Origin of the sequence: Thermobacillus composti KWC4 (genome assembly GCF_000227705.2) — a bacterium.
Lineage (GTDB): Bacteria > Bacillota > Bacilli > Paenibacillales > Paenibacillaceae > Thermobacillus > Thermobacillus xylanilyticus.
The window spans coordinates 1,418,953-1,433,504 of the sequence record NC_019897.1 but is presented as its reverse complement, the minus strand read 5'-3'; the positions used below and the strand labels follow the sequence as shown (position 1 = coordinate 1,433,504).

Annotated in this window: 9 protein-coding genes and 1 pseudogene; 3 read left to right on the top strand and 7 right to left on the bottom strand. The window is 55.6% G+C overall.

From position 1 onward, the window contains the following. Positions 1-60 precede the first annotated feature (60 nt). From THECO_RS06635 to THECO_RS06625, 3 genes are all read right to left on the bottom strand, one after another. On the bottom strand, positions 61-1,629 hold the full coding sequence (locus THECO_RS06635; protein WP_015254276.1) for an ABC transporter substrate-binding protein: 1,569 nt from the start codon (positions 1,627-1,629) through the stop codon (positions 61-63). Between the two features lie 77 nt (positions 1,630-1,706). Further along, positions 1,707-2,612: a carbohydrate ABC transporter permease gene (locus THECO_RS06630; protein ID WP_015254275.1), complete on the bottom strand. Its 906-nt coding sequence runs from the start codon at positions 2,610-2,612 to the stop codon at positions 1,707-1,709. Positions 2,613-2,657: 45 nt separating this feature from the next. Further along, positions 2,658-3,596 (bottom strand): ABC transporter permease, encoded by a 939-nt coding sequence (locus THECO_RS06625; protein WP_408646071.1) that lies wholly within the window; start codon positions 3,594-3,596, stop codon positions 2,658-2,660. A gap of 166 nt (positions 3,597-3,762) precedes the next feature. On the opposite strand from THECO_RS06625, the gene THECO_RS06620 reads away from it, so the two are divergent. Beyond that, positions 3,763-5,493 (top strand): sensor histidine kinase, encoded by a 1,731-nt coding sequence (locus tag THECO_RS06620; RefSeq protein WP_015254273.1) that lies wholly within the window; start codon positions 3,763-3,765, stop codon positions 5,491-5,493. Between the two features lie 130 nt (positions 5,494-5,623). Here the strand turns inward: THECO_RS06620 and THECO_RS06615 are convergent, their stop codons facing one another. Beyond that, positions 5,624-6,655 (bottom strand): LacI family DNA-binding transcriptional regulator, encoded by a 1,032-nt coding sequence (locus THECO_RS06615; RefSeq protein ID WP_015254272.1) that lies wholly within the window; start codon positions 6,653-6,655, stop codon positions 5,624-5,626. 70 nt (positions 6,656-6,725) lie between these two features. Beyond that, positions 6,726-8,348: an alpha-L-arabinofuranosidase C-terminal domain-containing protein gene (locus tag THECO_RS06610; protein WP_015254271.1), complete on the bottom strand. Its 1,623-nt coding sequence runs from the start codon at positions 8,346-8,348 to the stop codon at positions 6,726-6,728. 171 nt (positions 8,349-8,519) lie between these two features. On the opposite strand from THECO_RS06610, the gene THECO_RS06605 reads away from it, so the two are divergent. Continuing rightward, positions 8,520-9,755 carry an MFS transporter gene (locus tag THECO_RS06605; RefSeq protein ID WP_015254270.1) on the top strand — a complete coding sequence of 412 codons (1,236 nt, stop codon included), beginning with the start codon at positions 8,520-8,522 and terminating at the stop codon, positions 9,753-9,755. 85 nt (positions 9,756-9,840) lie between these two features. Here THECO_RS06605 and THECO_RS06600 read toward each other — a convergent pair whose 3' ends face one another. Continuing rightward, entirely contained in the window at positions 9,841-11,007 is a 1,167-nt protein-coding gene (locus THECO_RS06600) for a copper amine oxidase N-terminal domain-containing protein (RefSeq protein WP_015254269.1), read from the bottom strand. Positions 11,008-11,204: 197 nt separating this feature from the next. On the opposite strand from THECO_RS06600, the pseudogene THECO_RS06595 reads away from it, so the two are divergent. Then, a pseudogene (locus tag THECO_RS06595) lies at positions 11,205-12,674 on the top strand (IS1380 family transposase). Positions 12,675-13,045: 371 nt separating this feature from the next. On the opposite strand, the gene THECO_RS06590 reads toward THECO_RS06595, so the two are convergent. Then, complete coding sequence (locus THECO_RS06590; protein ID WP_015254268.1) at positions 13,046-14,152, bottom strand: YrpD family protein; 1,107 nt, start codon at positions 14,150-14,152, stop codon at positions 13,046-13,048. Between the last annotated feature and the right edge of the window lie 400 nt (positions 14,153-14,552).

The window sequence follows — 14,552 nt, the reverse complement described above, 5'->3', positions numbered from 1 at the left end:
GGAAAAACCAGTCCGTCCCCGCAGGCTGCGGACCTGTTGCGGGGACGGATTGGTTGTTTTTTATTTTTTCGCAGCCAGGAACTCTTCGAGCTGTCTTTGCTTCTCTTGCAGCACCTTGTAGGCGCCGGCTTCCTTCGCCTTCTCGATGTATTTCGGCAGCACTTCGTCCGGATCGACGGAGCCCGTCTCGAGCGCGGCGGTGAATTCGTCGCGGATATTGTTCAGGACCGCGAGCTCGGCCTTGACATTGGACGGGTCGAACGTGAAGCCCAGGCTGAGCGAAGGCTCCGCGGATTCGTTGAACTTCCGGAACTGCTCCCACTTGTCGGGCGCTTCATTCTCCCACAGATAGCTGAGGAACTGGTTGCCGAACATCCATTGCGAACCGTGGTTGTAGGCGCGCTTGGAAGGATCGACGCCGTCGGGCAGCTTGATCATGTTGTCGTTGCCCGGAACTTTGACATAGTGCACGCCTTCGATGCCCCAGTCGAGCAGGTTGAGCAGCTCCTTGTCCGTATGCAGCAGGTTCAGCACCATCATCGCCCGCTCCGGATCCTTGGACGTGCGGGAGATGCCGATCATCGAGTTGGTCGTGTCGGCGGTCGTGATGTACGGCGGCACGATCTCGATCTGCGTCAGCGGGAAGCCGATCGTGCTTTCCATTTCCTTGTCCTTGCCCGGCTTCAGGCTCTCCGGCCACATGAACACCCGGCCCGTGCGCGCAGTCTCGTTCGCCTGCAGCGTCGAGGTCGGCGCGTCTTCATTGATGTACCCTTTCAGATACCAGGAGCGAAGGAGCCGCAAATTCTCGAGGTATTCCGGCTCTTCGATCAAATATTTCAATGTCGGATCGGTGGAGCCGAATTTGACGGACCCCGGGACTCCCGGATCGCCGAAGTTGTCATATCCGTTCACATAACCGACCAGCGTCTGCGTCGACGACTGGAACAGCGGCGTGACATCGGGTTCGTTCTCCTTGATGATCTGCAGGAAAGGCTCGAGATCGGCGAGCGTCTTCACGTTCGAGAAATCCATGTTGTATTTGTCCGCAAGGTCTTTCCGCACGAGGACGCCCCACGACGCAGCGATTTCCTTGTTCGTCGGAACGGCATACAGCTTGCCTTTCACGCGTGCGCCTTCGAGCAGGAACGGATCGATCGACTCGAGGATGCCCTGGCCGTACTTTTCCAGCAGGCCGTCCAGTTCGACGAACGCGCCTTTCGTCACGTTGTCGACGTGGCCGTTCCAGCTGGCGGTGAAGACGAGGTCCGCTTTCTCCCCGGAAGCGAACATGAGATTCATCTTGTCGTTCCATGCGCCCCAGTCGATCGGCTGGATATCGATGGTCGCGTTGATTTTCTCTTTCAGAATCTTGTTCATCGCTTCTTCGACGAGCTTTTCGTCCGGCTGGGGCGAGCCGGGATACATCAGGATCACTTCATAGGGCGGCAGCTTGGAAGCGTCAATTTCCGCCGCCTGATCCCCGCCTCCGGACGAGGAGCCGCCATTGCCCGAATTTGCTCCGCCCTTGCTGTCCGAACCGCCTCCGCCGCTGCCGCCGCATGCGGCAAGCGCGAGCATGGCGGCGAGCATGACCAGCAGAACCAACCGCTTTTTCTTTCTCAACATCTGCACCCTCCCTTGGGACATGCGACTTTATGTCAATCCGGCCTCGCAGCCGTGATTAACCGGAATCTGCCGCGGATTCAACCTTTGATCGCGCCGATGAGGAGTCCTTTGACGAAATACCGCTGGAAGAACGGATAGGCGAACACGATCGGTCCGATCCCGACGACGCACATCGCCATCCGGACCGTCTCCGACGGCAGCTCGACCGCCGAACCGCCTTGCGCGATCCCCTGTGCGGCCTGCGTATTGGACGTCAGGTATTGAATGTTGAGCATTGTCTTGTACATCAGATACTGGAGCGACACTTTCTTGTCGTCCGAGATGAACAGCAGGCTCATAAACCAGTCGTTCCAGTAGTTGAGCACTGTGAACAGCGCCACGGTCGCCAGAATCGGAACGGACAGCGGGAAGATGACCGTTCCCGCGATCCGGAACTCGCCGGCGCCGTCGATCTTGGCGGCCTCGATCAGTTCCGACGGGATGTTCTTGAAGAACGTCCGCATGACCAGGATGAAGAACGGCGCGACCAGCAGCGGAAGAATGAGCGCCCACAAACTGTTCTTCAGTCCGAGAAACCGCACATAGACCAGATAGAACGAAACGAGACCGCCGTTGAACAACATCGTGAAGAAGACGAAGAAGGCCAGCGGACCGCGGAACGGCAGATCGTTTCGCGAGAGCGGGTACGCGTACATCGCCATCATCGACACCCCGAGCAGCGTGCCCGTCGCCGTGACGAGGATCGTTACGCCGTAGGAGCGCAAGATCTGGGTTGAATCCTTGAAGAGAAATTCATAGGCGTAGGTGCTGAATTTCTCCGGTATGAACTGGTATCCATTCGCGACAACCGTCAGTTCGTCCGAGAACGACACCGCCACGACGAGGAAGATCGGTACGATGCACAGGATCGTGTACAGGATGAAAATGATGTGAAACAACGCGCCGGTGGCCGGATGAACCGAGTTGAGACCGCGTTTCAGCAAAATTCCTCATTCCTTTCCCTGGCAAGTCCAGCGTGCGGCTGCGCGTCAGAAGAGCGCGTTCTCGCGGTCCAGCTTGCGCACGATGTAGTTCGACAGGAACACGAGCACGAAACCGACAACGGATTGATAGAACGCCGCCGCGGAGGACATGCCGAAGTCGCCCAATGTGAGCAAGGCGCGGTAGACATAGGTGTCGATGACATTCGTGGTCGAATAGATCGCGCCGGAGTTGAGCGGCACCTGGTAGAACAGCCCGAAGTCGGCGTAGAAGATTCGGCCGATCTGCAAGAGCGTCAACACGGTGACGAGCGGCATCAGCTGCGGCAGCGTGATGCGGATCGCCTGCTGCCATTTGCTCGCGCCGTCGATGACGGCCGCCTCGTAGTACTCGTGGCTGATCGTGACCATCGAGGCGACGAAAAAGACGGTGTAGTAACCGGCGTTCTTCCAGATGTTGATCAGCGGCAGAATGAACGGCCAGTATTTCGGCTCCTGATACCAGCTGATCGGTTCCATGCCGAAGAGCGGCAGCAGATTGTTGTTGACGAACCCGTTCCCCTTGCTCAGGAAGGCGAACACGAGATAGCTGACCACCACCATGGACAGGAAGAACGGGAAGAACATCGAAGCCTGGTAGAATTTCGGCAGCCATCGGCTTCTGAGTTCGTTCAGCATCAGCGCGAAGATAAGGGCGACGATGATGTTGGACGCGATGAACACCGCGTTGTACAGCAGCGTGTTGCGCGTGATGATCCAGGCGTCCCGGGTCGAGAACAGGAACTTGAAGTTGTTCAATCCGTTCCAGGGACTGCCGAATACGCCGTCGACATAGTTCACGTTTTTGAACGCGATGATGAGCCCCGCAATGGGCAGATAGTTGTTGATGAGCAGGAGAACGATCGTCGGGAGCATCATGAGGTAGAGCGGCCAAAACTTCAGCAGTTTTCTCCATTTGGTTGATTGTCCGTACGCCAAGCCATTCACCCGCTTCGCATCAAGATGTGTCGAGTATATCCCGCCCGCGCGGATCCTCGCTAACACTCTCTCAACCTGTCATAGCAATTCGTTGACATCTCGCGCTCCGGGAGCCGGCCGGGTATGGACAAGCCCGGGACCTGCGGATCATAATACGTTCAAGGAGGGAAGCCGAATGGCGAAGCGCAGATGGAGGATGAAGTTTCTGAATTCAATCCAGACGAAATTCGTCCTGCTCTTCATCCTGGTCATCGCTCCGCTGGTGGCCTTTCTGATCTACGTCAACACCTATGCGCGGAACATCGTCAGGACGCAGGTCACCGACTCCTACGAGAAGACGCTGGCCAACTTCATCAACAAGACGGATGAGCTGTTCATGGGAGCGGAGAAGTACCTGGCCAATTTTCTGCACAAGGAACTGGACACGACCGCCATCGACTACCCGTTCCGGGAAGAGACGCGAAACACGCTGATCAAGGTGCGGACCAACACCAAATTCACCTACATGCTGAACTTCATGCCCGACGTCGACTCGTTCACCTACTTTTCGCCGCAGCATTCGACGCTGTTGCTCACAACGAACCGATCCGGCTACGACCGGAAGTACATGGCTGCGCAAAATTTGATGGACGATGTCGCGAAATCTTCGCGGATCGCGTACGGCACATTCCTTTCGGATTTCGTGTCGATCGACGGCGAACTGTATCTGATTCGGATCTACCGCGATTTTCCGGACATCTATCTGGGCGCCTGGATCAACCTCAACCGCCTCCTCGAATCGCTCGGCGCGGTTCATTCGGCGATCCTGTCCGCAGACGGGGAGGTGCTCGTGTCGCACGGCCTTCCGCCGGAACGCGTCGGGCAGATCTTGAACGACCGCGCCGAACACAACGGATCCAATCCGCAATATTTTCTGTTGTCCCGATATTCCGAGCACCAGGGACTCCGGTACGTCATCCTGATCCCTTCCACCGATGTCCTGCAGAATCTCTCTTTCTTCCAGAAGGTCATCTATTGGATGCCGGCCGTCATTTTCATCATCGTGGTCTTCTACATTGCCTTCATTCGGCGCGTATTGCTGACGCCGATGCGCACGCTCATCCGCGGCATGCAGCGCATCTCGCACGGCGATCTCGATACGCGCATCGAGCTCAACGCATCCAACGAGTTCAATTACATGAACTTCGCGTTCAACAACATGGCCGAAGAGATCAAAACGCTCAAAGTGTCGGTGTACGAGGAGCAGCTGCGCGTGCAGCTCGCGGAGATGAAACAGTTGCAAATGCAGATCAATCCGCATTTCTACAGCAACAGCCTGAATTTGATCAGCGGTCTGGCTCAGCTCGGGGATCAGGAGTCCGTGCAGCACATGACCCAGCTCCTCGCGCGCTATTTCCGCTATGTGACGGCGAGCAGCAGGACGGTGCTGACCTTGAAGGAAGAACTGGACCATATCCGGGACTACCTCACGATCCAGCAGTATCGCTATCCGGACATTCTGTCGTTCGACATCTCCATGCCTCCCGAACTCGGCAGCGCGTCCGTGCCGCCGCTTACCCTCCAGCCGTTCGTGGAAAACTCGATCATCCACGGCTATCAGAAGAAAACGAAGTCCTTCCGCATCCTGATCACGTGCGGCACCGAACATACGGCGGACGGCGGCAAGCTCGTCGTCGTCACGCTGGAAGACAACGGCATCGGCGTGGAGCCCGCGAAGCTGGCCGCACTGCGCCAGAACGTCTCGGATGTGTCCCGTGCTGCCGGCGAGAGCCGTCATCTGGGCATCTGGAACGTGTACCGCCGGCTCAGCCTGATGTTCGGCGAACGGCAGGCATCCATCGACTTCGAATCCGTCGATACGGGCGGCCTGAGGGTTATGGTCCGCTTTCCGTACAAGACCGCCTAGGCGCCGCGTTCAGGCTCAGCGGCAACGAAAAAAGCCGGCTCGGGGAGCCGGCTTGCGATACGGATCGGATGCGGATATGCGGTTCGATTCGACCGGGTGGTGACGAGCAGGCGAACAGGCGAATGCGGGGTTACAGTTCCCGGATAAATCCGCCGCACGACTCGCGGAAGATGAACGTCGTCTCGAACACGACCGATTTCGGGCCCACCCCGGGATCCTGGATCAATCCCATGACGAGCCGGATGCAGGCCGCCGCCATTTCTTCCACCGGCAGTTTGACCGTCGACAGCGACGGAACGCTGTACTTCTCGGCCTCGTGATCGCCGTAGGTCACGATCTCCAGATCGTCCGGAATGCGGATGGAGGCGCGATGGAAGACGGGCAGGGCGGCAACCGCCATGATGCCGATCGGGAAGAACATGGCCGTCGGCACCCTGCCTCCCCCTTCCACGATCCGCCGGGCGGCGCTGTTGCCGCCTTCCATCGACATCGGGGCGACCTGAATGTGCCGATCCTCGATTTCCAGCCCGTACCTGCCGCACGACTCGACGAATCCCCGGTAGCGCAGATTGTTCTCCGCATTCACCAGTTGTTCAGGGACGATCGTGCCGACTTTCTTGTGGCCGCGGTTCGCGAACAATTCCGCCACCTTGCGGCCGATCTCGTAGGAGTCGACGTAGACGCAGCTGTAGACGCTGCTCTCGCGGTTGAACAGCACGGTCGGCACGTTGCACCGGTTGCTTTCCAGGTAGCGCTGTTCCTCCGCGGAGACGCCCGTAATGATCGCGCCGTGGTACATGCCGCTGTCGCACATCTCTTTGATCTTCTCGACATGGCCGCGCTTGTAAGGCTGGATCGACATTTCGAACGCATATTCCTGCTCCAGAATCGGGCTCTGCGCGCCCGTGAAGAACCGGCCGAGCAGTTCCGGAGCCAGATCGGAAGGCCAGAACGTGGCGATGGCCGGAATGTTGCGCGTGCCCGATTGCCGGAGCCGCCTGGCCGAAATATTGGGCAGATAGCCGAGCCCCTGCGCGGCTTCCAACACCCGCTGCTGCGTCTTCTTCGAAATCCGCATCTCATCGCCGCGGCCGTTCAGCACGATGGATACGGTGCCGACCGAAAGCTTCGTCCGCTCGGCAATTTCTTTGATCGTCGACATCCCCATCCGTCCCATTCCATTCGTGTTACCCCTTTTATAAGGAATGGCATGCGAGATGTCAAGAATGTCGTCAGGATTTGGCCAGGCGGATCACGTTCCACGACAACTTTTTCGTGAGCGCCGTCACCTTCCCGCCGTCCATCCGGGTACCGGCGTTCGGTCTCGGGATGATCGCATCCGGCTGGTCGTGGCTGTTCCCTTTTGTCAGATCGTCCGTGTACATTTCGAGATGCTCGACGAGCCTGTACCCCTCGAATCCTCTCACATCCAGCTCGACCGCGATATCGTGCTCGACCGAACGGTTGATCAGGAAGACGACGGCTTCGCCCTTCTCCTCATGGTGAACGGCGGCTGCTTCAATCGCCTGCACGTTCTCGTAAGCGTGGCATTGGTTCGATCCGGACAGCGCGAACTGCTCCGTATTGAACGTCGGGCCGTCGACGACGGGCAGGATCGACATGCCGCCGCGGGCCAGCCGGTTCAATTGATAAAAGGGGTAATAGGTTGCGTTCTTCCATACGTGCTTGCTGTCAAACGCGATCGCGTTCCGCAGCCCGCCGGTCATGCAGGCGATCTTGATCCGGTCCGCATGGCGCAGGAACGTGAGCAGCACCGACGACATCGCGAGGGCGGTCAGCATCTGATGGTTGTGGAACCGTGCCGTGTTTCCGGCCTCCTCCCCGTTCAGCCAATCCAGCGGATTCTTGAAGACGTTCTCGCGCGGCGCGAACTGGAAGTAGCTCTTCGAGACGTCATGCCATCCCCTGCGGCCGAAGGGCACCTCGACCTGTCTGCCAAAATGGGCGCCGTATTCGTCGAAAGAGATGTACATTTTCTTGGGCGTGCGGATCTTGGTCTGGATGTAGTCGCAGATGGCAATGGTCGTCCGGATGTAGTCCTCGAAGACGGACGAAATGTTGAGCAGGTTGGCGATATCGCCCTCCGGCACGGAGTGGTAATGGTGCAGCGACACGTAATCGACCGATTCGTAGCATTGCTCGAGAGCCGCCATCTCCCATTCGGGAAAATGTTTGTGATGGTCCGAAGTGCCCGCAAAAACCGTCTCCGCCTTGTTGTCGATCCACTTGATCACCTTGGAAATCTCGTGGGTGCGGATGCCGAAGCCCACGGGATCTTTCTCCCAGGAGCCGATCTGCCAATGACCGTCCATTTCGTTGCCGAGGTACCACGTCTTGATCGGCCAGGGATCGGGATGGCCGTGCTTCCGCCGCAGCTCCGACCAGCAGGTGCCGCCGGGATGAACCGAGTACTCGACGAGCTGCGCAGCGCTCTTGATGCCTTCCGTGCCGAGATTGATCGTGTACATCGGCTCCGTGCCCGCGCGCCGGGTCCATTCCAGATATTCGTTGTGGCCGATGATGTTCGGCTCAATCTGGAACCACGCCAGATCGAGCTGCGCCCGGCGCTGCTCGAGCGGTCCGATGGACCCTTTCCAATCCCAGCCCGATACCCAGTTGCCGCCGGGAAAACGAAGCGCGGGAAGGTCGAACTCCCGGACGGCGTCCAAGATGTCTCTGCGGAACCCCATGTCGTCGGCGGTCGGATGATGGGGATTGTAGATGCCGCCGTAGACCCAGTTCCCGATCGGCTCCAGAAACGCGCCGAACAACCGCTTGTCCACAACGCCGATCTTGTACGACGGATGAACGGTGACGCTGGCCTTTTTGATCATGGTAACCCTCCAATCCTGGCTATGTCGTTTTAGCTTAAAATATGATAGCGCTTGCACCATAAGCTGTCAATCCATTTGGTTGACATGGAAGCTAGATTTCCTTACGATACTCTTGGAAAAGCTAAAACGATTTAGTGAACCGCGTGAATGAGTTCTCGGGAGGACGACTGCATGCCGACCGCCGGCTCCCCCGCTTCCGCCCGCCGCGCGCCGGCGGATCGGATCTGGACCGCTGATTTTGTGAAAGTGACCGCCGCAACCACGCTCGTTCGGACCTGCACGCAGGTGCAGATCGTGACGATGCCGCTCTTTTTCTATCATCTGGGCAGCAGCCATGCGCTCGCCGGCCTGTCGATGACTTTCTTCACGCTGGCCGCCCTCCTGACCCGCCCGTTCATCGGCGTCTCGCTTGATGCGTACGGTCGGAAGCCCATTTTCCTCATCGGAACGGCCGTCTACATGATCTCGACCTTCCTGTACGGCTTTGTCGCGTTCATACCGGCGCTGATCTTGCTCCGCATTCTGCACGGCATTTCGTTCTCGGCCAGTTCGACCGCGTCCAGCACGATCGCTTCCGACGTCTTGCCGGAACGCCGGATGACGGAAGGTCTCGGCTACTTCGGCCTGTTCGGCACGCTGGCCATCGCCGTCGCGCCGACCGCCGCCTTGTCCCTTCTCGATACGTTCAGCTTCACCGTACTCTACAGTGCGACCGGGGCCGTGGCGCTGATCGCGCTTGTCATCGGGGCCGGAATCGATTCCGACAAGCGCAGGCGCAGCGACGGGTCGGCAGCCGGAGACGGCCGTCCGGCCGCCGATGCGCCGGGTGCGGCGAAGCCGCGGTGGATGATGCTGGAACCCCGGGCCGTCCGCCCGTCGGCCGTCGTCCTGTTCGTCTCGCTTTCGACCAGCTCGGTCACGGTCTTCCTCCCGACTTTCGCGATCAGCCGGAACATCGAAGGCATCGGGTTGTTCTATTTCGTCCAGGCCGCGGCGCTGGCTTTGTCCCGCTTCATCGTCGGCCGGTGGTCGGCGCGGTCGGGTCCGAATGCGATCGTCATCGTGAACCTGATCCTTCTGATCATCGCGCTCGCCGGCATCGGCTTCTCCCGCTCGCTGTGGGAGCTGCTGGGCTGGGCCGCCCTGTTCGGCTTCGCGAACGGCTGCCTGGTGCCGCAGCTCAATGCGATGGCCGTGACGAACGCGGACCCGGCGGACCGCGGCAAGGCGAACGCCACCTTCTACGTTGCGCTCGATTTCGGCATCGGGGTCGGCGCGGCCGGCTGGGGGCTGGCGCTGGAAGCGCTTGAGATGCAGTGGATCTTCGTGCTCTCGGCGTGTCTGCCGGTTGTCGCCATGGCGGTGTTCGGCATCCGAAGGGGGACGCAGACGGGTCAGGCATGCTGACCTGCGAACAACCGCTTGGTGTGCACATGCAGACGAAAATCCGCCCCGGCAACATGCCGTCCAGGGCGGACTGCAAGAATCGATATTACTTGCCAATCGTGTACGTATAAGTCTGAATTTCGCCGGTTTCGATGGATCTGCTCGTAAAATACAGCGTGTTGCCTTCTTCTTTTTCCAGGTGCAAATCGAAGTAGTGGAGAAACTCATAGCTGTTGTAGCCCACGTTTTCGCTCGCAAGCTGATCTTCTTCGGAATAGAATTGCTGGTACAGCTTGACACCTTCCTGCTTGATCAGGTCAACAAGAATCAGATACGGCGTCTTGAAAGGCCTCACCAGCATGTACCGATCCGTCACTTTCTCAATCATCAGTCGGTCGTCCACGCCGGTCAATGCCTGAAGGTCGAGTTCTTTCACGATTTCTCCTTCGGCATCGACGATTTGAACCTGAATGCCGTCAGACAACACAGCATACCGATCGTACCGGCTCATATGCACCAACGAGTATATTCCGCTGTACTCCAGTTCAGCGTGATGCAATTCCTGCCCGTCCTTCAGAAACACCCCGTGCACAACATAAATGCCGGTGAACCCGTGGACAACCAGATGGATAGACAACCACCGATTCGAACCGCTCATTTTTTCAGCTTCTATCGAAGTGAAAGTCGGCGCCGCCCCCACTCCATCAGGGACTTTGAAGCTGCCAAGCTTGACCGGCGTCTGGCCTCCGATGCTGCGGTACAGTTCGCCCTTCGAAAGATCGAACCAATACATTTCCTGATCGACCGATGCAGATATAAAAGGCGAATTGTCCTTGATCACGACGGTTCTTGTTTTCTCGTCCCACACGGCTTCACCGTTGAACCATTCCGCAACGAAGCGGACGGGTACATAGATACGTGAGTTGTGGATTTTAAGAGGGGTATCCAACGTATAGGTCTTGCCGTTGGATTGAACCTTTTTTGTTTTCGTGGAAATAATTAATTCTTTTCCGGGCTGAATGAAAGTTGCGGCTTTCTGTTTTTGATCCCATTGAACATGGAGCTGCAGCATAGTGGCAAGTTCTCTGATTGGCAAGAAAATACGGCCGTTTTCGAATATCACGTCGTGTGTCAATTGCGGGAACTCCGAAACGAACCGTGATGTATATTGAACGTTAACCTTCGATTGGGACGCTGCGTGAACAGCAGGATATGACGAAAGCGCAAGTCCCATGGTCAGTGCCAGCGAAATCAATATTTTATTACTTTTCAATTAAATTTCACTCTCCTCTTATTTAATCATGAAATCGGAAAGTAACCTTATCAAAAGTTGAAAGATCCGTGTCGTGATAGTGTTTCTTCGTCATAAAAAGTTGCTAATTTTTTTGCAAAATAAACAGGACACTGCAAGCCTCTTGTCTAAGGTTAAACCACCACGAATAACCAACGAGAGGAAGTGTCCCTAGCAACATGGTACCACAAGCAACCAACCATGCGCCAGAACAAAAAACACGCCGCGAACGCCGAATTGAAATTCTTGCGGATCGTCGCCGAATCAAGCAAATCATGAAGAAGTTGAGACCGGTCACATTCGACAACAACACCGTCACGGAAGCCGGCAACTTCCAGTTCCTTGCCAGGTTCAAGGAACTCATCGGTCTGGATGCCCTGATCGAAGATCACTTCCATCTGGAGCAAAAAGCCAACTGTGTCTACCCGGCCTCTAAGCTTGTCGATCATTTGCTGGACTGCGCGCTGCTCGGCCACACGCGTTTTTCGCATATGAATGCCCTGCAGTCGGACCCTGGTTACCAGATCGTGACCGGTGTCGACCGCTTTCCTGACGAAAGCACCTTCCGCGGCTTCTTGGGCAAGCTTTCCTAGAGCCATCTGATTCAGCTTGTCGCCTTAAATCGGGATTTGCTGGCACGCAAGGCGCGGACGGGCGAAAAGCGCTTGGTCTGGATCGACATCGACGATACGGTCATCACGCTGTTCGGTGAACAAGAAGGCGCAACAAACGGCTACAATCCGCGTTACCACGGACGCCCCTCATACAAAATCCGGGTTGCCTTCATCGCCGGAAGCGGCGAGCTCATCCACTTGCAAGTGAATCCCGGCAACACGAACGGCATGAAGGATCTGCTCTCGTTCGTTAAAGAAATCGAGGCGATGTTGCCGCCGGAATGGATCATCGAAGGCATCCGGGCCGACTGCGGTTTTGCCGATGACGCTGTCATGGCGTACGCTGAAGAACGGGGATGGCAGTACATCTTCAAACTGCCGAAGAAGGCCACTGTGAAGAAGGCGATTGCCTACCTTGAGCAACATCCGGCATTCTGGGAAACGCTGTCGGAAAAACAAGAGGACACCACGTTCGCGACCGAAGACGATCGTTGGGCTGCTGCCGACATCCCGATTCTCCTCACCAACTGGGAGAAAGCACGGCGCTGCGTCATCTACCGGGAAGCCCACGAAACCGAGCGTACGACCGATGACCAATTGACGATGGCACTTACGACCTATTCCTTCCAAGCCATCGTCACGAATGCCGATCTCAAGCCTTTGCCGCTGCTTCGCTCGTACAACAAGCGGGCCAACATCGAGAATCGCATTGATGAATTGAAAGAAGGTTATGCGGTGGAACAGAACAGCCAGCATTCCCTGCTCCGGAACCTGCTGTTCAGTTGGATCAAAGCCATCGCCTACAACGTGATGGTCTGGTTCAAGCAGACGCTGATGCCGGAGTCGCTCAAGCGGTGCGAAGTCCAAACGATTCGCCGGTCGGTGATCCGGGTGCCCGGCAATGTGGTCGGCTCCGGCCGATACCAGCATATCCGGCTTGCGCCGAATCCGACACTCGCTGGCATCGTCGAAACCATACAATACAAGCTTCGCGCGTTTGCTGAACGATTCGTGTCCATTCAGCAAATGGCATGACGGATGGATGCATCTCCTGAACACGACGAAACGAGAACCTGTAAAATCACAGGCTTCTTTGGGTTTGCCAAAAAAGCGATTTGCACTCCCGTGTGAATGCAAGAAGATTCGAAGTCCCGTCCCAAAACCTGCATCGAAACGGGGATTCCAGAGACAATGACGAGTTATCCACAGTTTTGAGTTATCCACATTCCGATTTCATGTTAATTACATACATTGATTTAACCGCCATCCCCTCATATTATTTTACCTAAAATGAATATGGATTCAAATCCTGCAATGCTCCTGGCAGGATTTGAATCCATTTGCCTCATTGACAAATCGGGTGACGGTCTATTTTTAAACCATTTTATTCCAGTATGTCCATTTGATCAGCTATAACTGTCTGAAACACTCATTGTGACATTGTTCCCCGAGATAGTCACAATGGCTTTGTCAGTGGCATCGAGTGTAGGCGTATAAGAAGTACCATCAACTTTAATATTCCGATGTTCCGCATACGTCTTACCCAATCCCGATCCCGCAATAGTAGCCACTTGTTTCCAGTAATTCAAGCTTGTCATGTTCACGTTCGTAAACTCAATGATGGTGGTCAAGTAGGTATCCGATTCGTTATTGCATAGTCGGTCAGCACAATGAGCATAACCCATCAGTTTCAATCGAATGGCATTCGTAACAGAGGAGTCCGTGTATTTTTTCCAAAGTACAAGTTCCAGATCTTGACCGGGAATATAACCGTTTCGATAGGTGGCCTCGTCGTATCCGGACTTATAGGTCCCCGGCTGATAGGTTTTTGAACCATAGGAGACGAAAACGTTGGCTCTCCATCTATAATGAGTCGCACCAATACTTGAATTGGGATAAGAATATGATAAACCGGCATCAACCTCAACATTCACCGTTGACCCTGAACTAGTACCGGTACCCCCAAATCCCACGTAAGAGTGAGCTTCACCGTCAGCAGCTGTAACCTGAGACGTGGTTCCCAATTTTATGGTTTCCGTGTACATGTTCCCCGATCTGGCAGCAGTGCTAAGGAGTTTGGTTCTGCCTCCTATCCCGTCAGGTATAGGATCGGAAGCTGCAACTTTAAAGCCGGCTTGATCGGAGTCCGCTGCTTCTTGTACAATGGCCGGAGCTACTTCAAGATAGGGCTTTTGATTGGGTGAGAGTTCATAAAAATATGAAATGGAATCTTCGACATCAACCAAATAGAAATTGAACGTTTCCGGTATGCTTCCGGCTGATAGCAATCTCTTTGAATTCCTTTTTTCCTCATTAACCATCGCTTCAAATTTTTTCGCAACCGCCGCAATCTTTGCCTGCTCAACCTTTACTTCATCAGAAATAGCCAGATCAACTTCCCCTAAAATATGGTTGATTGGATCGATAGAAGCATTAACATTTGTAGCCGACATTGTTAGAGAAACAACTAGAAGAAGGGCAAAGCCAAAGGCAAATACTTTTTGAGTTCTCATAATTTTCCTCCTTTTCATTTTTATTTATATAATATATCCTAATATGTTTATAGTCAAGATATTTGATACATTGATGTAATTATTTGTACGTGATGGTTTTGAAAATAAAAAAGAAAGACTTCCTAATTGATAGGTTTACAGAGATCCCGCCCTGGGAGTCGAGGCGCGCCTCAGTCCGCCCAACTTGAGAAGGACTACCAAAAGGCACGGAAGCTGCGGCAATGGTTCGTGGACAGCAGTCTGGCGTAGTTCTTGCGGATTTACGACGTGTTTTGGAGCGAGCTCGATTTTTATACGGGGGGGGGGGGGGGGGGGGAAGCTCCCACAACAAATTGGGTGCGGTCATCGACGGGTTGTGTTCGAAGGGTTGCCCAGAGAATGATGAGGGCGCGTTGAGCTT